Annotated in this window: 20 protein-coding genes; 9 read left to right on the plus strand and 11 right to left on the minus strand. The window is 43.5% G+C overall.

Annotated features, from left to right (window positions below; all coding sequences use genetic code 11):
• Window positions 1–96: 96 nt before the first annotated feature.
• From ECHVI_RS10975 to ECHVI_RS10985, 3 genes are read right to left on the minus strand one after another with little or no spacing between them, the layout of a single operon-like run.
• Window positions 97–1,143 carry a vWA domain-containing protein gene (locus ECHVI_RS10975; RefSeq protein WP_015266058.1) on the minus strand — a complete coding sequence of 349 codons (1,047 nt, stop codon included), beginning with the start codon at window positions 1,141–1,143 and terminating at the stop codon, window positions 97–99.
• The gene (locus ECHVI_RS10980; RefSeq protein ID WP_015266059.1) at window positions 1,130–2,053 is read right to left on the minus strand and encodes a hypothetical protein; all 924 of its coding nucleotides are present in this window, start codon (window positions 2,051–2,053) and stop codon (window positions 1,130–1,132) included. Before ECHVI_RS10980 ends, ECHVI_RS10975 begins: the two co-directional genes overlap by 14 nt.
• Window positions 2,046–2,924 (minus strand): DUF58 domain-containing protein, encoded by an 879-nt coding sequence (locus ECHVI_RS10985; protein ID WP_015266060.1) that lies wholly within the window; start codon window positions 2,922–2,924, stop codon window positions 2,046–2,048. The genes ECHVI_RS10980 and ECHVI_RS10985 overlap by 8 nt, the downstream gene beginning before the upstream one ends.
• A gap of 108 nt (window positions 2,925–3,032) precedes the next feature.
• Between ECHVI_RS10985 and ECHVI_RS10990 the strand changes: the two genes are divergently transcribed.
• Both ECHVI_RS10990 and ECHVI_RS10995 read left to right on the plus strand, forming a co-directional pair.
• Window positions 3,033–3,377 carry a DUF4296 domain-containing protein gene (locus ECHVI_RS10990; protein ID WP_015266061.1) on the plus strand — a complete coding sequence of 115 codons (345 nt, stop codon included), beginning with the start codon at window positions 3,033–3,035 and terminating at the stop codon, window positions 3,375–3,377.
• A gap of 138 nt (window positions 3,378–3,515) precedes the next feature.
• Window positions 3,516–5,906: an endonuclease MutS2 gene (locus tag ECHVI_RS10995; RefSeq protein ID WP_015266062.1), complete on the plus strand. Its 2,391-nt coding sequence runs from the start codon at window positions 3,516–3,518 to the stop codon at window positions 5,904–5,906.
• Window positions 5,907–5,918: 12 nt separating this feature from the next.
• Here the strand turns inward: ECHVI_RS10995 and ECHVI_RS11000 are convergent, their stop codons facing one another.
• The 7 genes from ECHVI_RS11000 to ECHVI_RS11030 are packed head-to-tail and all read right to left on the minus strand — an operon-like array spanning window position 5,919 to window position 12,013.
• Window positions 5,919–6,353: a nuclear transport factor 2 family protein gene (locus tag ECHVI_RS11000; protein ID WP_015266063.1), complete on the minus strand. Its 435-nt coding sequence runs from the start codon at window positions 6,351–6,353 to the stop codon at window positions 5,919–5,921.
• Window positions 6,354–6,361: 8 nt separating this feature from the next.
• On the minus strand, window positions 6,362–6,838 hold the full coding sequence (locus ECHVI_RS11005; protein ID WP_015266064.1) for a hypothetical protein: 477 nt from the start codon (window positions 6,836–6,838) through the stop codon (window positions 6,362–6,364).
• 58 nt (window positions 6,839–6,896) lie between these two features.
• Entirely contained in the window at window positions 6,897–7,532 is a 636-nt protein-coding gene (locus tag ECHVI_RS11010) for an ABC transporter ATP-binding protein (RefSeq protein WP_015266065.1), read from the minus strand.
• Between the two features lie 3 nt (window positions 7,533–7,535).
• Complete coding sequence (lpxA, locus tag ECHVI_RS11015; RefSeq protein ID WP_015266066.1) at window positions 7,536–8,315, minus strand: acyl-ACP--UDP-N-acetylglucosamine O-acyltransferase; 780 nt, start codon at window positions 8,313–8,315, stop codon at window positions 7,536–7,538.
• Window positions 8,312–9,706: a bifunctional UDP-3-O-[3-hydroxymyristoyl] N-acetylglucosamine deacetylase/3-hydroxyacyl-ACP dehydratase gene (locus ECHVI_RS11020; protein WP_015266067.1), complete on the minus strand. Its 1,395-nt coding sequence runs from the start codon at window positions 9,704–9,706 to the stop codon at window positions 8,312–8,314. Before ECHVI_RS11020 ends, lpxA begins: the two co-directional genes overlap by 4 nt.
• A 39-nt stretch (window positions 9,707–9,745) precedes the next feature.
• The gene (lpxD, locus tag ECHVI_RS11025; protein ID WP_015266068.1) at window positions 9,746–10,768 is read right to left on the minus strand and encodes a UDP-3-O-(3-hydroxymyristoyl)glucosamine N-acyltransferase; all 1,023 of its coding nucleotides are present in this window, start codon (window positions 10,766–10,768) and stop codon (window positions 9,746–9,748) included.
• Window positions 10,769–10,783: 15 nt separating this feature from the next.
• Window positions 10,784–12,013: an HD domain-containing protein gene (locus ECHVI_RS11030; RefSeq protein ID WP_015266069.1), complete on the minus strand. Its 1,230-nt coding sequence runs from the start codon at window positions 12,011–12,013 to the stop codon at window positions 10,784–10,786.
• Between the two features lie 66 nt (window positions 12,014–12,079).
• Here ECHVI_RS11030 and porX point away from each other — a divergent pair, with 66 nt between their 5' ends.
• The 3 genes from porX to ECHVI_RS11045 are packed head-to-tail and all read left to right on the plus strand — an operon-like array spanning window position 12,080 to window position 15,294.
• Window positions 12,080–13,642 (plus strand): T9SS response regulator signal transducer PorX, encoded by a 1,563-nt coding sequence (gene porX / locus ECHVI_RS11035; RefSeq protein WP_015266070.1) that lies wholly within the window; start codon window positions 12,080–12,082, stop codon window positions 13,640–13,642.
• Between the two features lie 10 nt (window positions 13,643–13,652).
• Window positions 13,653–14,075, plus strand: coding sequence for a bifunctional tRNA (adenosine(37)-N6)-threonylcarbamoyltransferase complex ATPase subunit type 1 TsaE/phosphotransferase (locus ECHVI_RS11040; RefSeq protein ID WP_015266071.1), 423 nt, complete (start codon window positions 13,653–13,655; stop codon window positions 14,073–14,075).
• A 1-nt stretch (window position 14,076) separates the two neighbouring features.
• Window positions 14,077–15,294: an alanine dehydrogenase gene (locus ECHVI_RS11045; protein WP_015266072.1), complete on the plus strand. Its 1,218-nt coding sequence runs from the start codon at window positions 14,077–14,079 to the stop codon at window positions 15,292–15,294.
• A gap of 130 nt (window positions 15,295–15,424) precedes the next feature.
• On the opposite strand, the gene ECHVI_RS11050 is transcribed toward ECHVI_RS11045, so the two are convergent.
• Complete coding sequence (locus ECHVI_RS11050; RefSeq protein ID WP_015266073.1) at window positions 15,425–15,898, minus strand: response regulator; 474 nt, start codon at window positions 15,896–15,898, stop codon at window positions 15,425–15,427.
• 247 nt (window positions 15,899–16,145) lie between these two features.
• On the opposite strand from ECHVI_RS11050, the gene ECHVI_RS11055 reads away from it, so the two are divergent.
• Genes ECHVI_RS11055 through ECHVI_RS11070 form a run of 4 tightly spaced genes read left to right on the plus strand, consistent with a single transcriptional unit; the run spans window position 16,146 to window position 21,148 of the window.
• Window positions 16,146–17,234, plus strand: a complete 1,089-nt coding sequence (locus ECHVI_RS11055; protein WP_015266074.1) for a ThiF family adenylyltransferase — start codon at window positions 16,146–16,148, stop codon at window positions 17,232–17,234.
• A gap of 9 nt (window positions 17,235–17,243) precedes the next feature.
• Window positions 17,244–17,930, plus strand: coding sequence for a hypothetical protein (locus tag ECHVI_RS11060; RefSeq protein ID WP_015266075.1), 687 nt, complete (start codon window positions 17,244–17,246; stop codon window positions 17,928–17,930).
• Window positions 17,931–17,937: 7 nt separating this feature from the next.
• The gene (locus ECHVI_RS11065; protein ID WP_041738568.1) at window positions 17,938–20,073 is read left to right on the plus strand and encodes a 7TM diverse intracellular signaling domain-containing protein; all 2,136 of its coding nucleotides are present in this window, start codon (window positions 17,938–17,940) and stop codon (window positions 20,071–20,073) included.
• On the plus strand, window positions 20,066–21,148 hold the full coding sequence (locus ECHVI_RS11070) for a hybrid sensor histidine kinase/response regulator (RefSeq protein ID WP_015266077.1): 1,083 nt from the start codon (window positions 20,066–20,068) through the stop codon (window positions 21,146–21,148). The genes ECHVI_RS11065 and ECHVI_RS11070 overlap by 8 nt, the downstream gene beginning before the upstream one ends.
• The last annotated feature ends 16 nt before the right edge of the window (window positions 21,149–21,164 follow it).

Raw genomic sequence — 21,164 nt, forward strand, 5'->3', positions numbered from 1 at the left:
TTTCAGTTTTGGTCCAAGTCTTGAGACTTGGACCAGGCGGTTAGGCTTGATAAGACGGTTTTACAGTCCAGTAAATGGACAATTTGACCACGCCTGCTAATCCAATAAGAAGTTGTTCATGAAAGAGCTTTTTAGTCCCAGCCAGATAAAGAAGAAGAAAATGCCCAAGAAAAGATAAGGCCTGTAATAGTCTTGGGTTTCCTTGTACCTTGATTCCAGGATTTCGGCTTTTTCCAATTGATCAATCTGCTCAAAGATGTTTTCCAAGGCCTTGTCATCCGAAGCCCGAAAAAACTGTCCCTTTCCGATCCTGGCCAAATCCCTCAAAGTGGTCTCATTCAGGTAAGATTCTACCATTTGTGGTCTTCCAAAGAAATCCGTGCCATATGGAACCATGCCGTCTTTACCCACGGCGATGGTATAGATCTTAATGTCCATGGCCTCAGCCAGTTCGGCTGCAAATGTAGGATCCACGTTCCCTGCGTTGTTGTCTCCGTCACTGAGGAGCACCATCACTTTGGATTTGGAGTCTGATTCCCGCATGCGGTTGGTAGCGGTGGCTACAGCACTGCCGATTGCCGTGCCTTTGGCGTCCATCATGTCAAAAGAAATGTCGTCGATAAGATCGGTGAGCAGCTCGTAATCAGTGGTCAACGGGGCCAATGAAAAAGCCTCTCCGGCAAAGATTACCATGCCGATCCGATCACCAAAGCGACCATTTATGAAATCTATGGCAGTGGATTTGGCAGCTTCCAGTCTATTGGGCTCGAAGTCTTGGAGATCCATGGATTCTGAGATGTCCAGCACCAACATGATGTCGATACCTTCCGTGGACTGCTCCACTTTTTCATTGGAGCGCTGTGGACGCGCCAAGGCGATGATCACCATGCCCAAGGCCAGCATAAAGAAAAGAGTGGGGACCAAACGTAAATAGGTCCAAGGATTACTGCTGGAAACGCTGCCAGGCAAAGACAGCTCCAAGGAAGGATTTTTGAGAAGTTTGGTAAACTTCCTGATCAATAAGATCAGCGGAACGATCCATAATAGGTGTAGCACCCACGGATTTTTCCATTCGTATGAGCGGAAGGTTTCCGGCAAAAACCAGCTCCATGAAAACCATTCTATGATACTATTTGCGCTCATGGATCTCTTTTACTTTTTGGTTGTACATGTTCACACAGACAGCTTTTAGCTTATTGCCTGTAGCCTGGATATCTTCTGCAGGGCGATTGGCATAAATGATGATTTCGATCTTTCTGAAATCCATCACCAGCTCCGGTTGGGCGAGGTATTCCGCGATTTCAGTGGCCGTCCATTCCTTGTAAGGTTTGCCCGTCAGCTGCTCCATATAATCCCTCCATAGCCACAGGGTTTCCTCGGCCGTTTGCAGCGATGGCTCAGATTGAAGAGACTGGATGGAAGCATCCCACTTCTTGAGGAAAGTACTGTGTTGTTTTTTCAGTCGTCCTGCAGCCCATCCTTTTCTGATTTTTTTACCAAATAAAAGAAGCACCGCTAAGGCCAGCGCAAGGACGATTCCCATAAAAATCAACAAGTACGGGTAATTAAAATCTTTTTCGACAGGCATGTACTTGTCGTTGTCTTTAAACGTCAATTCCTCCGGCATCGGGTCAATCGTAAACCGCAGAGCCAACTCATCTTGCGGAGCATAATGGACGATGCTGTCATACTTAAGGATTTCAAATACCGGCAATGCATAGGTTTTTACCGAGTCTAGCGAAAAATTGGAGAGGAAATATATGGCACTGTCCAACGTGACACTGTCAGGGGTATAGGAGGTGAAGGTATGCTTTTCCAGAAATGAAAAGTCCCTGTACTGAAAAGTGGAGTCGGGAAATACGATGTTCATTTCAGAAGGATACTCAGCCTTCAGCACATAGCCAACCCGTTCACCAAGCTTGGCGGAATCCTGCATGAAATACCCCTCCACGTGCAGCCTTTGGGACGGCTCTTGCGCCAGCCCTTGGACTGGAAGGGAAAGGTTGATAATGACAATTAAATAACTTAAGATGAATACCTTGATCTTACCCACGCTTCATGGATTTATTTCTATACCTAAACAATTCTATCAGAGGAAGAACGATGTCCTCACGGGTGTCTATTGGGAGGTAATTGATTTGATTTTTTTTGCATAGTTCTTTTAGTGTGTCCCGCTCTTCCGAAAAAGTTTCGGCGATTTTTCGTGAAAAGCTTCCAAAAGCGGTGTTGACCCAAGTGGTTTTGCCTTCTTCTTTGTCAAAAACAGGGATGATTCCCAAGGCTGGCAAAGCCGATTCCCGTGGGTCAGTAACTTGAATGGCCACCACGTCGTGTTTTTCTCCCATTGCCTTTAACGAACGCTGATAATTTTCATCGATAAAGTCGGAAATAACGATGATGATACTCCTTTTTTTGATCAAGTTTAGTGCAAAGGAAAACATTTCGTTGAGATTTGTCTTCAGCGATTTATTGTCATGGCTAAAAATCCCCCTGATGACCTTGACACCTTGCTTTGGGCCTTTGCCAGGAAGGATGATTTTTTCCTTTTGGTCAGAAAAGGAAATCAAGCCTACTTGACTGCCTTCGTGAATTGCTGCCAAGGTCAAGACCCCGGCAATTTCTTTGCCCAGGTCAATTTTTTTCCTGCGTTCATCCCCTATGTCTTGGGAACCTGAGATATCCAGCAGAAAATAAACCGATTGGTCTTTGTCTTCCCGGAAGGTCTTTACAAAAGCCCCATGCCCTTTGGCGGAAACTTTCCACTCGATCGTACGCACATCGTCCCCATACTGGTAAGGCCTCAGGTCATCGAATTCCAGGCCTGCGCCTTTAAATATAGATTGATAATCCCCTTGGAGGTGGTTGTTGGCCACTTTCCGGATCATTATTTCGTATTTCCTGAGTTTTTTCAGCAGTTGATTCATGGGCGGTTTTATTCCGAAGGCCTAAATTTAATGGACTCCTTTGAATAATAAAACGAGTAAAGGCTAACATATTACCTAAATTTCAACGGAAATGGCTAATTTTGGATTGTGAAAAAGACAATATTCTTCTTCGTTTTCGTAATAGGGGTCATTTCATGTGGTGATGACAAGGCCCCACCGTACTTGCTGTCAGAAGATGAGATGGTGGGGGTGATGGTTGATATCCACATGGCCGAAGGCATGGCCAGCTCTTTACCCGTTTCTTATGATTCTTCCAAAAAGCTGTACCCGCTTTTTGAAAGTAGGGTTTTTGAGAAGCATCAGGTGACCGATACGACATACACCAAGAGCCTGGAGTTCTATTTAAGGGACACAGAAAAAATGAAGGAACTCTATGGCAGAGTTATCGATTCCCTGAATGTCAAAGAAAAGATCGGGCAAGAAGAGGACTGATGAAGTATGCAGAAAGCTTACCGAGGCCTTCTGTCGTAAAATAGTATAGTAGGGCGTTTTTTATAACCAGCGGCCAAATCCTGATATACCCGAAGACATTGGCCACTGCGTAGAACTCCCATAACCAATTCGAATTATATGCAATATCCGGATAATCTTGAATCCAAGGTTAATTTCGATAAAATAAAGGAGTGGATCAGAGAAGAGTGTACCAGCGCGCTTGGAACAGCCATGGTGGAAAAGGTCGGCTTTTCCAATGACATAAACCTCCTGAACAAACTGCTGGACCAAACCGAGGAATTTCGCCAGATTTTGGTTTCTGGGGAGCTTTTTCCCTCCTCTAACTACCTGAATATCTATCCCTATCTGGAAAAGGCGAAAATCGAGGGGACGTTTTTGTACGAGGATGATTTTCACGAGATCAAGCTTTCATTGATTACGCTGAAGGATTGTGTGGATTTTTTTAGGAGAAATGAAACCGAATACCCCCAATTGTTCCAATTGATCGGAATGGTGGACTTGGACAATACCCTCCTACGGGCGATCGAACGGGTACTGAACGATAAAGGTAAAATCAAGGATAATGCCACCCGGGAACTGGGACTGATCCGAGGACAAATTATTTACGAAGAAAATAGGCTAAGAAAGGTCCTTGATAGGATTTTTAGAGAGGCCAAGGCAAAAAGGCTGACACCCGATGATGCCTCCATTACCATTCGTGGAGGCCGTATGGTAATGCCCGTGCTGGCAGAGAATAAACGGAAGATCAAAGGCTTTGTCCATGATGAATCCGCTACTGGGCAAACGGTCTTCTTGGAGCCTGCGGAGGTGCTGGATATCAATAATGAACTGAAGGAGCTGGAGTACATGGAACGGAGGGAGGTGCAGAAAATCCTGATGCAACTCACCGATACGCTAAGACCTTTTATTCCTGCCTTGAGAAGTGCCTATAAGTTTTTGGGCATGGTGGACTTTATCCGGGCCAAAGCGCGGTTGGCGCTGAAGATGGATGCCCACAAGCCGACCCTTCAAAAGGCAAAAGTCATCGAGTGGTATAATGCCCGGCATCCTGTCTTGGAGCATGCACTGAAGCAGCAGCAGAGGCCAATTGTTCCGCTGAACATTCACTTGGATCATAACAGCCGCTTATTGGTGATTTCAGGGCCCAATGCAGGCGGTAAATCAGTAACGCTGAAGACCGTGTCCTTGGTGCAGTACATGCTCCAATGTGGTCTCTTGGTGCCGATGGATCCACATTCAAAATGTACCGTATTCCACCATTTCTTCATTGATATAGGTGACGAACAGAATATTGAAAATGACCTGAGTACGTATAGCTCGCACCTGATGAGCATGAAGTACTTTACGCAGTTTGCGGATAAGCAAACCATCTTTTTTATTGATGAATTTGGAACCGGAACGGAGCCGCAGTTTGGTGGAGCTATTGCTGAATCCATTTTGCTGGCACTGAATAAGTCTGGAGCCTATGGGATCGTGACGACCCATTATGGCAACTTGAAACAAATTGCAGCGAAGAACCAAGGCATGACCAATGGTGCAATGCGCTTTGACATCGATAAACTGGAGCCGATGTACCAGTTGGATATCGGTAAACCCGGAAGTTCTTTTGCGCTCGAAATTGCTACCAAAATCGGTATTCATAAAGACATCATCAGTTATGCCAAGGAACAAATTGGCGATGAGCGTGTCCGCTACGACAAACTGCTCAACAAGCTGGAGTCTGAAAAGAACAAGTATGAGCAGCTGGTGCTCGAATCCCAACGAAAGGAAAGGCTTCTGACGCAGCGCCTTAAAGAATACAACTCGCTCAAAGAAACCGTAGAAAGCAACAAGAAGGAATTGATCCAACAGGCCAAGAGGGAAGCCAAGGCCATCCTTGACGGAGCCAATCAAAAAATAGAGGAAACCATTCGGTCCATTAAGGAAAACAAAGCAGAAAAAGAAGCTACCAAGAAGCTTCGAAAAGACCTCGAGCGGCATAAGGATACCGTGAAACCTCATCAGTCCATTAAGCCAAAAGCGACAGAAGAAGTAAAAGTAGTGGGAGGGGCTATCGAGGTAGGAGATTACGTACGATTAAAGGATAATGGGGCCGTAGCGGAAGTTTTGGCCGTTCGGAATAAGGATGTAGAGATCAGTATCGGCGACCTAAAATCCAATGTAAAGCTAAACCGATTGGAGAAAGTCTCGAGGACGGCAATGAAGAAGGAAAAGAAAACGATCGCTGCGAGGAGCACTTATGATACGACCTCCAAAATGCAGGATTTTTCGCCTAATCTGGACCTAAGAGGAAAAAGGGGAGAGGAGATCTTGCCGATTGTCCAGAATTTCGTGGATGAGGGACACATGCTCGGGGTCAAAGACCTTCGCATTGTTCATGGCAAGGGTGACGGGATTTTGCGGGAAATTACGCGAAACCTACTGCGTTCCATGCCGTCTGTGGGCCGATTTGAGGACGAACATGCCGACCGCGGAGGTGCCGGTGTAACACTGGTGACCTTAAAATAAACAGGGCGTTTATCACTGAGGGACTTTATAGGCCTGACGGGCCAAGAGCTTCCAGGATTCGCCGACGTCCCGCCAAATCATCAAAACGCCAATTCGAACCTTTCCAGGGGTTCCATTGTCATTGGTTTCGGCTACCAGGATATGCCTGACAATCCCGATATCATCGACGACATTGTAAGTTTGTTCGTTTAGGTTAATGGAGACGAAATCCGATTTTCCCGTCATCAATGAAGCGATAAACGAGGCTTGGTCCTCCTGATGCCCACTGGAATGGCCATAAGATAGTTTTTTATGCGTGATTTTCTTTAGCTGAGCTTCATCTGGATGGATCATCAGTTGGGTGAACTCTTGCACTGCATTAACCAATTTCACGCTGTTTGGTGATTGTGCAAAACTGTTAAAGGTGCAGCAGGAAAGGATCAGGGCCAGTATCAACCATTTTTTCATAAGGAATATTATTTTTTCTCAAGCATAAATACATAGTCCCCGGCCAAGGCGGTTACACGCCCATTCGTAGGAGTGGGAACATTAAATTCTAGTCGGAGCTTGTTGCCCTGCCCTGAAAAGGCAATTTCCTGTCCTGCTGCCGGTTGTGTTCCGCTTAGAGAAATTTTAGTGAAATTATCCCCTTCAAAAGCCCAGGTGCCACTTTCATCGAACAACAAGTTGCTGTTGGCTGAGGTATAGGCTTGATTGCCTCCTGAATGGGAAAAGATGATCTCAAAGTCCGCAAAATCACTGGATTTGTCTTGGCCCTTGTGGGTGACAAATCCGTCGGTACCCAATACCCATGCTTGGGTTCCATCTGCTGTTAGCTTTTCCAAGGCCACTTGTTCTTTGGATTTGGCAGGAGTGGGGTCCTCATCTCCACCACAGGAGAACAACAGCGTGAAAGAAATTAGCGCAAAAATAGTATGGTGTAGTCTTGTCATATAATGCGGTTTGGTGAGCAATTCGCGTAATGCTAAATATAATCAGATTTATTAAAAATCAGCGAGCCTTTTTGACCTTATAATCCTCAATGGAAAGATGCTTGGAACAAAATTCATATTCTTTGGGATCATTTGATGCCACAAGGATGGTGCGGTCCTGGCCATACGATTGAACAAGTGCCCGATACCAATTGCTTCCCCTTTGGTCGAGGTTTGAGGTCGGTTCATCCAGCAAGAGTAGAGGCGTCTCGGCAAAGAAACAAAGCCCTAATTTAAGGCGCTGTTTCATTCCTGATGAGAAATAGGAGACTTGTTTGTCTTTAGCATCTTCCAGGTACATGGCTTTGATCATTTCCACTAAGGGCATCCCTTGATAGGGCTTTTTAAAATTAAAATGGAAGTGCAGCAATTCGATTAGCGAAAATTCTTCCGGAAGCTCCATGTAGGGAGCGGAGATGGCCAAATGGCGGTAAATCTCATTGTCAGAGATGTGTTGTTGCTGGAGTGTGTATTCTGCTTTTCCTTCTGTAAAAGGATTGATTCCGGCAAGGCATTTTAGAAAAGTGGACTTGCCGGAACCATTGCTGCCAGTGATGGCGATTTTGTCGGTTGGGTTTATATGCAGGTCGAGGTCTCTAAAAATCCAATCATACTGGAACCTCTTTGCCGCATTGCTTAACCTGATATCGAGCATTTATCAATTGATATAACCTTTCATCACGCCCCTTTCAGAAGACCTGATGAAGTTGACGATTTCGTCCCTTTCCTTAGTGGCAGGGAGGTTTACTTCTATTTCCTCAAGTGCCCGGCTATTGTTAAGACTATTCAAGAACAGGTAACGGTACACTTCCTGGATATGACTGATCGATTCGCTGCTGAACCCTCTTCTTCGCAGCCCAAGGGAGTTTACGCCTGCATAGCTTAGTGGTTCGCGGGCGGCTTTGGTAAATGGAGGGACATCCTTTCGGACCAGCGATCCACCAGAAACCATGGCATGCATACCGATCTTTACGAATTGGTGAATGGCACTTGATCCGCCGATGATGGCCCAATCGTCAATGGCTACGTGTCCGGCCACCTGTACGGCATTGGCAATGATGACATTGTCACCTACGATGCAGTCATGGGCAATGTGCACATAGGCCATGAGCAGGCAGTTACTGCCCACTTTGGTGATTCTTTTGTCAATGGTGCCGCGGCTGATGGTAACGCACTCCCGGATAGTGGTGTTATTTCCAATTTCTACGGTAGAGGTTTCCCCTTGGAATTTAAGGTCCTGAGGTACACCGGCAATGACCGCACCAGGGAATATTTTACAGTTTTCACCAATTTTGGTCCCTGGATAAATGGTGACATTGGAGCCAATCCAGGTTCCTTTTCCAATTTCTACATTTTCATGAATGACCGAAAAAGGGTCGATGGAAACATCCTCACCGATTTGCGTTTTTTCATGTATTTGTGATAGCTTACTTATCATGCTTCTTTTCTTACTATACTGGCAGTCATAACGGCTTCGCAAACCAATGTGTTGCCCACATAGGCTTCACCTTTCATTTTGGCAATCCCTCTTCTGATAGGGGACAATAACTCACATTTAAAAACCAACGTGTCTCCCGGAAGGACCATTTTTCTAAACTTACAGCTTTCGATGCCTAAGAAATAGGTCCAATAGTTTTCAGGGTCATCCACGGTACTGAGTACAAGAATTCCGCCAGTTTGCGCCATGGCTTCCACTTGTAATACTCCTGGCATTACAGGATTGTTTGGGAAATGCCCCATAAAAAAGGGCTCATTGATCGTGACATTCTTTACACCAGCCACTACTGTCTCGTCAAGATAAATGATTTTATCCAATAACTGAAAAGGATAGCGGTGTGGAAGGATGTTTCCGATTTGATTAATGTCCAATACGGGCGGTAGTTTTGGATCGTAGTGGGGGATATGACTAGGCCCTACTTTTTCCATGGCTCGCTTGAGCTTTTTGGCGAATGCCACATTGGCGGCATGGCCAGGTCTGGCCGCTAAAATCTGCCCCTTCAGCGGACGACCAACCAAGGCCAAGTCCCCTACGACGTCCAGTAGTTTATGCCTTGCAGGTTCGTTTTTATAGCGAAGTTCTACGTTATTGAGTATACCTTCCTTGCGGACTTCCACCTTTGGCTTGTTAAACATTTTAGCCAGCCCGTCCAGCTCCTCATCGGTTACCACACGGTCCACCACTACGATGGCATTATTGAGGTCTCCTCCTTGGATAAGGTTTTGCTTGTAAAGCATCTCCAATTCGTGCAGAAAGCAGAATGTCCTGCATGAAGCAATTTCCGATTTGAACTGGCTAATGTCCGTAATAGAGGCATGCTGACTTCCCAAAACGGGAGAATTGTAGTCCACCATAACCGTAACCCTGTAATCATCCAACGGCAAAGCAGCCATTTCCACTTCCCTTGCGGAATCCCTGTAGTGGATGCTTTCGGGCACTTCAAAGAACCGACGAAGGGCATTTTGCTCTTTCAAGCCCGCCTCTTCTAGGATATTGATAAACTGAATGGAGCTGCCGTCCATAATAGGAGGCTCAGGCCCATCCAACTGGATTAGCACATTGTCAATTTCCAAGCCCACCAATGCTGCCAAGACGTGCTCCACAGTATTGACCCGAGCGCCGCTCTGTTCTATGGTGGTTCCTCTGGATACATCCACTACGTTATCGACATCGGCATCCACAATTGGAGCGCCTTCCATATCTATACGTTGAAATTTATAGCCATGGTTTGGCGGAGCAGGGAGAAATGTCATGTTGGCATCCACTCCGGTATGTAGACCTACGCCCGAAATGGTTACCTGTTTTCCAATAGTATGCTGTTTGACTTTCATTAAAGATGATTTTTGGGCATCATAGATTTTGCCACAAATTTATTGTTTTTTTTCCAGTTCTTTTACTCTGTCTTGCAGAGATGGGAGTTTTTTGAAAATAGAATAGGACTTGAGGAACTCCTTCATTTCGTAGCCCATGTATCCAAAAATGGTTTTTCCGGATTCCAAAATTGATTTGGAAACACCTGTTTTAGCCCCAATGGTCGTGTTATCGGCAATTTTTAAATGCCCTACGATACCTACTTGACCGGCAATCACACAGTTTTTGCCAATTTCAGTAGAGCCGGAAATACCCGCTTGGGCAGCGATGACGGTATGTTCTCCAATGATGACATTGTGGGCGATCTGGACCAGGTTGTCTATTTTAACGCCCTTTTTGATGAGGGTGGATCCCATGGTGGCACAGTCAATGGTGCTGCCAGAACCTACGCTGACATGGTCTTCGAGGATGACATTACCAAGTTGGGGGATGTTTTTATAACTTTTGTCTTCCTGCGGGGCAAAACCAAATCCATCTGCACCGATGACCACATTGGGGTGGATTTCACAGTCATTGCCAATGATCGTGTCACTGTAAATCCTCGCTCCAGGATGAATGATCGTACGGTCGCCAATTTTGACATTATCTCCGATGTAAGCCTGGGCATGAATGCTGACTTGCTGTCCGATGCTGCAGTTCTTGCCAATATAACTAAACGCTCCCCTGTAACCACCATCTTGCATTTTGCTGGTTTTATCCATAAAGGACGGTTCCTCTACACCTGTTTTGGTATGCTTGGTGAGCTGAGCATATGCTTCCAGCAATTGGGTGAAACCTGAATAAGGATCCTTTACCCTGATAAGTGTGGTTTGGAGTGGTTTGGAAGGGGAAAAATCCTCGGATACAATGACGGCAGAGGATGCCGTACCATAGATATGAGGTTCGTATTTCATGTTGGACAAGAAACTGATTCCTCCTTTTTTACCTTCTTGGATTTTATCTATCCGTTCGACTTTTTGGGAACCGTCACCTTCTACTGTACCGTTTATAAGCGCTGCAACCTGACTGACAGTGAATTCCATGAGTTTAAAATTATATTACCGCAAAGTTAAATTTTTAGCGCGACAAGCATAGTACTTTTTTACAATTTTGCTCATCGCTTTGATGTTTGGGAGGTCTGCTGCCTGGGCCACGTCGATTACTTCTCCTTTTTTGGTGAGGATCATGACTTTCTCTTTGGCCACGTAAGCATTATTGGAGATAAACCCAGATGAAACAAAATAAGGAAGGGCTTCATCAGGCAGGTTAAGTCCCTTGGCGACCTCTTTGTTCATAAGTTCAAGTTGCGTTTCCTCGAAAGGTAAATTGCTCAGCTTGATCTTAAAAAGGTTCCTGGTCAAAAACATTTCAGATATACTTCTGAGAACAAAGTCGTCATGGTTTTTCCAATACTTTATGGCTCCCCAGATATCAAAGTCGTCCAAGTCCGCAAACGTCTCCAGTAGCGCAGGGGACTGTTGGAAATCCCTTAGGGTATAATTGTTCTGCAACAAATGCCTGAAAGCATGCGACCCTTCCACATCGACCCCTGATTGTTGGAGGTCTTTGGCCCTGGTGATAAGGTTTATGAGCATTTTTTCAGCACTAACAGTTGTTTTGTGCAGGTATACCTGCCAGTACATCAAACGCCTAGCACTGAGGAAGTTTTCTATGCTGTATAAACCTTTCTCTTCTACTACGATCTGATCATCCTTAATGTTCATCATTTTGATGATCCTGTCTGCACCGATGGTCCCTTCGGATACCCCCGTGAAAAAACAATCCCGCTGGAGGTAGTCCAAGCGGTCAATGTCCAATTGGCTGGAAACCAGTTGATGGAAGAATTTTCGCTCATATTTATTCTTAAAAATTCTTAAAGCCAGATCCAATTGGCCGTTTAATTGGTTGTTTAAAGACTCCATAAGGAGCAGCGAAAGTGACTCATGGGGAATTCCCTTCAGCAGGGTGTATTCCAGCGCATGTGAAAAAGGCCCATGGCCTATATCATGGAGCAAAATGGCAATCAGTGAAGCCTCGTATTCATGGTCACTAATTTCATGACCTTTGTTTCGGAGGTTGTCCAAGGTGATGCTCATAAGGTGCATCGCGCCAATGGCATGGTGAAATCGGGTGTGCAAAGCTCCAGGGTAGACCAAATCGGTCAAACCAAGTTGTTTGATCCTCCGTAACCTTTGAAAAAAAGGATGGTCGATGATGGTGAAAATCAACTCACTGGGAATAGTGATGAAACCGTAAACTGGATCGTTAAGTATTTTATGGCTTTTCAATTGCCTAAGAATTAGTTGATAGAATTCAAAAGTAATTATAAATTTAAAAGATTTAAACCTGATAAGATGCAAAAATTTAAAATACTCTGGGCAGATGATGAGATTGACCTATTGAAACCTCACATCATGTTTTTAGAGCAAAAAGGATATGAAATTACCACTGTAAACAGTGGTGTGGACGCCATTGATAGGGTGGAAAGTACCAACTTCGATGTGATTTTTTTGGATGAAATGATGCCCGGAATGACGGGGTTGGAGACCTTGCAGCAGGTGAAAATCCTTAAGCCGCAGACGCCTGTGGTCATGATAACCAAAAGTGAGGAAGAACACATCATGGATGATGCCATTGGTGGTAAAATTGCAGATTACCTCATCAAGCCCATCAATCCAAACCAGATTTTGCTTTCTGTAAAGAAAATATTGCAAAATAAACAGCTCATCAGCGAAAAGACCAATCTTTCGTACCAGCAAGATTTTTCTAAGATCAGCATGGCTTATAATGATGCGATCGACCATAATGAATGGGCGGACATCTACAAAAGGCTGACTTATTGGGAGCTTGAAATTGACAAGACCGAAAACAAGAGCATGCAAGAGGTCCTGGACACCCAAAAGGCAGAGGCTAACGCCAACTTCGCGCGGTTTATAAAGGATAATTACCTGGACTGGTTAAATGATGGGGATGCCGATAAGCCGATTTTGTCACACCGAGTGATGAAGGAGAAGGTCTTTCCCGAGTTAAAGGCATCTGAAAAGCCGTTGTTTTTTGTCGTGATCGACAACTTGCGGTTGGATCAATGGGAGATCATTGAGCCGGCGTTGAGTGATTATTTTAATGTCAAGTCAGAAGACACCTATTACAGTATACTTCCCACCACTACTGCTTACGCCAGAAATGCCCTGTTTAGTGGCATGATGCCTTTGGACATGGCCCGTTTTCATCCAGATTTGTGGGAAAATGAAGATACGGATGAAAGTAAGAATAGCCATGAGGCAGATTTTTTGGCCATTAACCTTAAGAAAAACCGTTTACAGAGTAAGTTTAGTTACCATAAAATCCTTCAGGCCAATCAAGGGAAATCTGTTTTGGAGCAATTTCCTAACCTGATGAACAATGACCTTAATGTGCTGGTGTATAATTTTGTGGACATGATGTCACACGCCCGTACAGACATGAAGATGATCCGTGAATTGGCCCCTGATGAATCCGCCTACCGATCGATCACGGAAAGTTGGTTTTTGCACAGTTCGTTGTTTGAACTGTTTAAGAAAGTGAGTGAAGCGGGGTGTGAGGTCATCGTGACGACAGATCACGGCACCAAAAAGGTAAACCGCCCCTATAAAATCATTGGAGATCGAAAAGTTACCACGAATTTAAGGTATAAGCAGGGCAAAAACCTTAATTTTGAATCCGGAAAAGTATTTGAGATCGGAAAACCTGAGGATATCAAGCTTCCGAGATTTAATGTTTCCACCAGTTATGTTTTTGCAGTAGAAGATTATTTCTTTGCATATCCGAACAATTACAACTATTATGTAAATTACTACAGGGATACTTTCCAGCACGGAGGGGTTTCTTTGGAAGAAATGATTGTTCCGATCATGCATTTATCACCTAAACTAAAGTAGAAAAAGAAGGTTGAAAACAATCAAGTGTGGAACTATAGCAACATTGCCAGAAGTGGCAAAGGAGATCATCTCGTACTGTAGGGACTTGCCGGTGTGGGTCTTTCAAGGAGAAATGGGAGCTGGCAAGACCACATTGATAAAGGCCGTCGCAAAGGAATTTGGTGTGGGAGATGTGGTGAGCAGCCCTTCATTTTCTATCGTCAATGAATATCTAAATGATCAAGGGGAAACCTTCTACCATTTTGATTTCTATCGAATAAAGGAGCAAGACGAGGCGTTGGAGATTGGGGTGGATGAATATATTTACAGTGGAAGTTATTGCTGGCTTGAATGGGCAGAAAATATCCAGGACTATTTGCCCGAGGAATTTTACCTGATCAGGATAGCCGTCGACGATATAGGAGGTAGGGAGATGAGCATAAAAAAGTTTTAAGATGGGGGCTAAAATGGCTGAGATAAGTAAAGAGGCAGGAATCTATCCGCAGGAATCCTTGGCAAAAACCGGAACTTCTGACCATTCGATTTTGATAGGAGTTCCCAAAGAAGCGGAGCTGCAAGAAAAAAGAGTGGTGCTGACACCAGAAGCTGTTGCGTTATTGGTCAATAATAACCAGCGGGTGATGGTGGAGTCCGGTGCGGGGAAGCCTTCCAAGTTTTCAGATAAGGCCTATTCAGATGCAGGTGCAAAGGTAGTTTATTCTTCCAAGGAGGCATTTGAAGCGGAGGTGGTGCTGAAAGTAGAGCCGCCTACTGAAGAGGAGATTGGTTTTATGAAGCCGGGAAGCTGCCTCATTTCTGCCCTTCAGCTGGGAAAGCAAAGTGCTGATTATATCCATGCCCTCAACAGAAAAAAGATCACTGCAGTCTCTTTTGAGCACCTTGAAGATAAAGTAGGCGGAATGCCCGTGGTACGTGCGATGAGTGAAATAGCCGGTAGTTCGGTGATGCTGATAGCAGCAGAGTACCTCAGCAGCGCCAAAAAAGGCGGTAAAGGATTGATTTTAGGAGGGATTACCGGAGTACCACCTACCAACGTGGTCATCATAGGTGCGGGCACGGTCGCCGAGTATGCGGCGAGGACGGGGCTAGGCCTTGGAGCCAGCATTAAGATTTTTGATAATCACCTTTATAAGCTCAGGAGGATAAAACAGTTGCTGGGACAACAGGTCTATACGTCTACCATCGACAATTATACCTTAGGTGAGGCGCTAAAAAAAGCCGATGTGGTGATAGGGGCACTTAGGGGTGAAAAGGGGCGTGCCAAGGTAGTGGTCTCAGAGGAAATGGTAGCCGAAATGATGCCCGGAAGCGTGGTGATCGATGTAAGCATAGACCAAGGAGGCTGTATCGAAACGTCCCGCATGACGACTCACAACGAGCCAGTTTACAGCATGTACGATATTATTCACTACTGTGTGCCCAACATCGCTTCGAGGGTTTCGGGTACGGCTTCGATGTCACTAAGTAATATATTTACTCCTATTTTACTGCAAATGGCTGACCTTGGAGGTGCAGAGGAGATGATATTTAATTACAAATGGTTTATGAAAGGGGTTTACACCTACCGGGGAAGTCTTACCAATGCCCATCTGGCCAGAAAATTTCAAATGACCCATAAGGAACTCCAATTACTACTGGCAGCCAGGTACTAGGTTATGTGACCTTTTTAACAATTAGGCAATGGCATCGAATAGATGGCTGAGATTTTGCTATGGATCAATTTAATTTAAAGAAAGTCCTACAAAGATTTATGGGTGATTATTATCAATAGGGATCTCTTTTTTAGGATAAAAGTTTCTGCCTTAATAAAAATTCAAGTTGCTCATTGGCTTTAAGAAGATCTTCTGTCAATTTCTTGTTTTCTTTTCTCAATGAATAAACTTCGTAGGCATTTTTAATGACTGTTTTTATGTATTCCTCTTCCCAAGGCTTGGTCAGATAGTGATATACTTGGCCCTTGTTGATCGCATCAATGACAGCTTGAATATCTGTATAGCCAGTTAAAAGAATACGGATCGGTTCAGCATGTTTGTCAATGATGGATTCAAGAAATTCCACACCAGTTTCTTCTGGCATGCGTTGGTCAGTGATGATGATGTCAATGTCATTATCGGCCAATACTTCCCTGCCTTTGGCAGCAGATTCAGCCAAATGAATCTTAAACTCTCTCCGGAAGGTAGCTTTAAAGGCCTGGAGATTGTTCACTTCATCATCCACATACAGGATTCGGATCTTATCTTTAGCTTCTTCACTCATTGGGTATTCGGTTTAGGGCAATACTCTGGTAGAAATATGAGTGGTTTATGGTGATTGAGTCTTTCAATATTTTATTGAATTATAATACAAATATAGACGTAATTTACTTATTCAAACTCTTTTTTAACAATTCTGTTTAGATCAATTGCGGAGAGGTTCTGCAAAAAATGCAATTTTTTATTTATTTCTGCGATCAATAATATAACTTTACTTGCTTTAATTACCTAATGAACCACCAATAAAATAAATGATTTTACAGGACATTGAAGAGTTTGATGGCAACTATCAAGCGTTAATTATTCCCGCTGATGCCCAAGGGCCTCAAGGGGAGGCTTTACGTCGTTTATTGGGAAATGGGGGCGTTGAGAAAATTGATCAGCTAGACATTCAAGTAGCGGAGCTCATCAAAATCGCACATCCTTCGCAGAAATTTGAGGAGAAGGAATTGCGTCATCAAACCGTTTCCTTTTTCAACGAGCACCCGCGGGATCAATACGGAAACTGGGTTTATTATCCTTGGAGAAGGCAATTAATTCGTATTTTAGCTAAAGAGGATTTCATAAACCTGCGGACGTCAAGAAACCGGTATAAGATCAAGGATGAGGAGCAACAACGTCTTTATACGAAAAAGATTGGAGTCATTGGGCTTTCTGTGGGACAAAGTGTTGCATTGAGTTTGGCCATGGAGAGATCATTTGGGGAATTGCGTATTGCTGATTTCGATACCCTTGAGCTTAGCAATATGAACAGGATCCGAACAGGGCTATACAGCTTGGGGTTGAAGAAAGTATGGGTAGTGGCTAGGGAAATAGCAGAAATAGATCCATTTCTTAAAGTGACCATTTATGATGAAGGTATTTCAGATGAAAATATTGAAGATTTTTTTACTAGGGATGGAGGAATAGATTTGCTGGTGGAAGAATGTGATAGTCTGCCCGTTAAAATCAAGAGTAGATTGATGGCAAAAGCAAAACAAATACCGGTGATTATGGATACTAGTGATAGGGGGATGATGGATATAGAACGTTTTGATCTTGATCCCAAACGACCTATTTTTCATGGTTATCTGAGTAAATTTGGGAATGAAACGGAATTGCTTGATAAATTAGCGGATAATTATAGGGAAATATTGTTGGCGATTTTGCATTTTGAGCAATTATCCGAAAGATTGAAATATAGTATGAGCGAAATTGGTAAAACGATTACTACGTGGCCTCAGCTGGCTTCTTCTGTAATTATGGGAGGAGCTATGGGAGCTCATTATGCTAGAATGATACTGCTTGATCAGAATGTCCCCTCCAATAGATTTTATGTAGATTTGGACGCCATAAATTAGTCGTAAGCAATGAGGGTAAGGATACGGGCAGTCAGATCTATATGTGATACTACTACTACTAACAAATATATTGACGGGCATTTTTCCGTCTTGGAATCCTATGGTGTGACCAAGGTCACTTCGGCAGACCGTTCATGGGCAGAAAATCCAAACGTGTACCTGTTGGTGGTGGAATCTGAAGATGGTTCGAAAGTGTTTGGTGGAGGTAGGGTGCAAATAAAGAGTGGAAACTATAACCTACCATTGGAGCCTGCTATTATTGAAAAGGACACGCGGATAGTGGAATATATGTCCCAATTCGAAGATTTGGAAGTGGCTGAGTTATGCGGGGTATGGAATTCCAAAGAGGTTGCCGGTTATGGCATCGGAAGTATTTTTCTAATACGCGCAGGTGTTGCAGTGGCATCATTGCTTAATCTAAAATGCCTTATGGGATTTTGCTCTCCGTTTACTTTGGAAAATTGCCAAAAACTGGGTTTTGGAATTATAGAAGGCCTGGGAGATAGTGGAACATTCCTGTATCCAAAGGAGGGGTTGATCGCTACGATTTTGGATATCAAAAACCTGAAAGATTTACCCAATGCAAATGATGAGGAAAAAGAGAAAATCTTTTATTTGAAGAATAATCCGGTTCACGCAGCAAATGAAACCAGCCCCAAAGGAGAATTTACAATATTGTATGATTTGGAGACCTGAAGTTGATATGAAATCACAGTTCACAAAAATCTGTTTTGGAAGGCGCATCCTTCTTCTGCCACTGATTGTTCTTGCGCTTTTCAGTTGCTCAAATCAGAAAGGTGGTGCACAAAATAAAAATGTAAAGATCAATAATTACGAGTTGATTGAAATAAAGAATGACGATTTAAATGCTGCTACTGTCCTAAAGGATTTTTCTACAAATGAATTGTTGAATCTAGGAATGCGCTCTGATACGGTTTATGTCCGTGCTTTTGCAGATGTTCAGGAGTTGGGAACTAAAGAGCCGTTTTTCCTTGAAGTAAAAAATCCTACCCTTAGGTACTTGGAATTGTTTGTCAAGGATTTCTCAGGGACTTATGTTTCCCAAGGAAAGAAAGGAACAGTAATTATTGGGGATGGATTAAATAGTCATTTGGCTCCCTCTTTTTTAGTGGATAATCTCGGGACGGGAGACCTTGTTTTTAAATTGTATTCTGAGGAACCGATTTCTTTTGAGACGTCCATTTATGCAGAAAGTGTTTTTGAGGAAATGGATTCCAGGAGGATGTTGCTGGCAAATATATACATCGGGATTATGCTGGCATTATTTTTATACAACCTCGTGCTCTACTTTTCAGTGCGTGACAGGGTTTATCTGGTGTATTGTTTGTATATCCTTTTTATTTCGTTGGCCCAATTATCTCTTGCGGGATATTCGAAACTGTTCCTGTTTGGTGATAACTATCGGTTTTTTGAGGTAAGTGCCGTCCTGTTTTCAGCGGTATCAGGGATATTTGCAGTGACCTTTATCCGGACTTTTCTTAAAACAAAAATTATTATTCCCAAACTCGATAAGGTATTGTTGGGTATTGGTGTGATCTATGGACTGGTGCTTTTTACTAGGGTTTTTTCATTTGTCGAACTGAGTTACCGGTTGACGGACCTTGCGGGGATGTTAGTGGCGGTTTTCTTTTTTCTATCGGCAATCATGGCTGCTAAGAGTGGCTATCGGCCGGCATTATATTTTCTGATAGCTTGGTCCTTCTTTTTGATTGGCGTAGTGATTTTTGTACTGAAAAACATGGGAATCGAGGTGTTTCAGGATTTGGCTAGTTTCCCGATGCTGGTGGGGACGGCCTTGGAGGCGATTTTGCTTTCACTTGCTTTGGCCAATAGAATCAATATTCTTAAAAAAGAAAAGGAGCAACAACAGCAAGGAAAGCTGGAAGCTTTAAAAGAAAATGAAAGGTTAGTGCGGGAACAGAATGTTATTTTGGAGGAAAAAGTTAAATTAAGGACCGAAGAGCTTGAACTGACATTGAAAAATCTTCAAAATACACAAACGCAATTGGTAAATCAGGAGAAAATGGCGTCCTTAGGGCAGCTTACGGCAGGGATTGCCCATGAAATCAATAATCCAATAAATTTTGTAAGCTCTAATATTTCGCCATTGAAGCGTGATCTTCATGATGTTTTGGAGATCGTGGATGAGTACAGGCAAAAAGGAAAAGAAGAGTTCTCAGAAGCCACTCGTAAGGCCCTCAATGACCTGGAAGAGGATTTAGAATTCTCTTATTTGGTGGAAGAAATCGACATGCTCCTGAGGGGAATGGAAGAAGGTGCCAAGCGGACAGTTGAAATCGTAAAGGGATTGAGATTGTTCTCTAGGGTCGATGAGCAGGATGTGAAAAAGGTGGATTTGCATGATGGGTTGAACAGCACCATGATTTTGCTGAACAGCGCAATGGGCCGTGTAAATGTGGAAAAACACTACAGTGAAATTCCGATGGTCGAGTGTTTGGCAGGGAAGATAAATCAGGTGTTTATGAACATTATCAGTAATGCCATTCAAGCCCTGCAAGAGCAAGAAAACAATGAACATCCGCTGGTGGAAATTCTAACTTCCGTGGTGGATAAGGATTGGGTACGGATCGAAATTAAGGATAATGGACCGGGAATGCCCGATCACGTTAAGGAGCGGATTTTTGAACCGTTTTTTACGACCAAGCAAGTTGGGAAAGGGACAGGGTTAGGGCTGTCCATAGTTTATAAAATTATTGAAAACCACCAAGGTACACTGGAGGTGTTCTCTGAAGAAGGAAGGGGGACGTCTTTTGTGATCACTTTGCCAATTTATCAAAAAACAGCACGTAATGAGTAGTAAGATAAATGTTTTATATCTAGACGATGAGCATAACAACCTTAACTCCTTCAAAGCAAGTTTAAGAAGGGATTTTAAGATTTTTACTGCCCTGAATGCTGAAGAGGGACTCGTTATCGCTCAGCAAGAAGATGTTCATGTCGTTATTGCTGACCAACGGATGCCGGGAATGACCGGTGTGGAATTTTTTGAGCAATTGGTGAAGTTTAAACCAGAGCCCATCCGGATCTTATTGACAGGGTACTCGGATATTTCCAGTGTAATTGATGCGATTAACAAAGGCGAAGTCTATCGGTTTATTGATAAGCCATGGAATATAGAGCAGATCAAAAACGCCATCAAGAATGCGGCTGATATCTATTTTATCCGTCAAGAATTAAAAGAAAAGAATGCCCGTCTGGAAAAGATGCACTCCGAGATGAACCAATTTGTCTATAGCTTGTCACATGAGCTGAGAGGGCCGTTGATGAGCATTTCGGGCGTATCAAAACTGGCTAAAATGGAATGCGATGATCGGACCATTTTGGAATATTTTGAAATGATCGACTCCGCCACGGTAAAGCTGGATGATTTTATATATAAGATGCTTGACTTTTATCGCTCTACCAAGATTGATAATGTGGTCACCAATATAAATTTTGAAGAACTTCTAGCCCAGCAGTACGAGGCGTACGAAAATAAATGGGACCTTACGGCGGTGGATGTAGAAACAACCATTAACCAAGAGGAACGGTTTCGATCAGATGAAGCTAAATTAAGGGTGATTTTCAATAACCTGTTTAGCAATGCCTATAAATTCCAACAGGAAATTAATCCGGAAAAGTACATTAAGATTGGGGTGGATGTAAAAGATGGAAAGGCCGTTATTCAAGTGAAAGATAATGGGATTGGCATTGATGAAAAATACCAATCGGATGTTTTTGAGTTGTTTCAACGGGCCACCCAGAAAAATGTCGGCTCTGGTATAGGCCTTTACATGGTCAAGGAGTCTGTAGAACAGCTGAAAGGCACCATTGAATTGGATTCGGCGGTGGGTTATGGGACCCTCTTTAAGATCACCATTCCTTCCTTATAAGAAAAACTGCTTCTCT

Origin of the sequence: Echinicola vietnamensis DSM 17526, from assembly GCF_000325705.1 — a bacterium.
Taxonomy (GTDB): Bacteria; Bacteroidota; Bacteroidia; order Cytophagales; family Cyclobacteriaceae; genus Echinicola; species Echinicola vietnamensis.

Bases quoted from the DNA above. Each gene is read 5' to 3' on its own strand.
- ECHVI_RS10975 (WP_015266058.1), bottom strand. From the start codon at position 1,143: ATGAGCGCAAATAGTATCATAGAATGGTTTTCATGGAGCTGGTTTTTG.
- ECHVI_RS10985 (WP_015266060.1), bottom strand. From the start codon at position 2,924: ATGAATCAACTGCTGAAAAAACTCAGGAAATACGAAATAATGATCCGG.
- ECHVI_RS10995 (WP_015266062.1), top strand. From the start codon at position 3,516: ATGCAATATCCGGATAATCTTGAATCCAAGGTTAATTTCGATAAAATA.
- ECHVI_RS11000 (WP_015266063.1), bottom strand. From the start codon at position 6,353: ATGAAAAAATGGTTGATACTGGCCCTGATCCTTTCCTGCTGCACCTTT.
- ECHVI_RS11005 (WP_015266064.1), bottom strand. From the start codon at position 6,838: ATGACAAGACTACACCATACTATTTTTGCGCTAATTTCTTTCACGCTG.
- ECHVI_RS11010 (WP_015266065.1), bottom strand. From the start codon at position 7,532: ATGCTCGATATCAGGTTAAGCAATGCGGCAAAGAGGTTCCAGTATGAT.
- lpxA (WP_015266066.1), bottom strand. From the start codon at position 8,315: ATGATAAGTAAGCTATCACAAATACATGAAAAAACGCAAATCGGTGAG.
- ECHVI_RS11020 (WP_015266067.1), bottom strand. From the start codon at position 9,706: ATGAAAGTCAAACAGCATACTATTGGAAAACAGGTAACCATTTCGGGC.
- lpxD (WP_015266068.1), bottom strand. From the start codon at position 10,768: ATGGAATTCACTGTCAGTCAGGTTGCAGCGCTTATAAACGGTACAGTA.
- porX (WP_015266070.1), top strand. From the start codon at position 12,080: ATGCAAAAATTTAAAATACTCTGGGCAGATGATGAGATTGACCTATTG.
- ECHVI_RS11045 (WP_015266072.1), top strand. From the start codon at position 14,077: ATGGGGGCTAAAATGGCTGAGATAAGTAAAGAGGCAGGAATCTATCCG.
- ECHVI_RS11050 (WP_015266073.1), bottom strand. From the start codon at position 15,898: ATGAGTGAAGAAGCTAAAGATAAGATCCGAATCCTGTATGTGGATGAT.
- ECHVI_RS11055 (WP_015266074.1), top strand. From the start codon at position 16,146: ATGATTTTACAGGACATTGAAGAGTTTGATGGCAACTATCAAGCGTTA.
- ECHVI_RS11060 (WP_015266075.1), top strand. From the start codon at position 17,244: ATGAGGGTAAGGATACGGGCAGTCAGATCTATATGTGATACTACTACT.
- ECHVI_RS11065 (WP_041738568.1), top strand. From the start codon at position 17,938: ATGAAATCACAGTTCACAAAAATCTGTTTTGGAAGGCGCATCCTTCTT.
- ECHVI_RS11070 (WP_015266077.1), top strand. From the start codon at position 20,066: ATGAGTAGTAAGATAAATGTTTTATATCTAGACGATGAGCATAACAAC.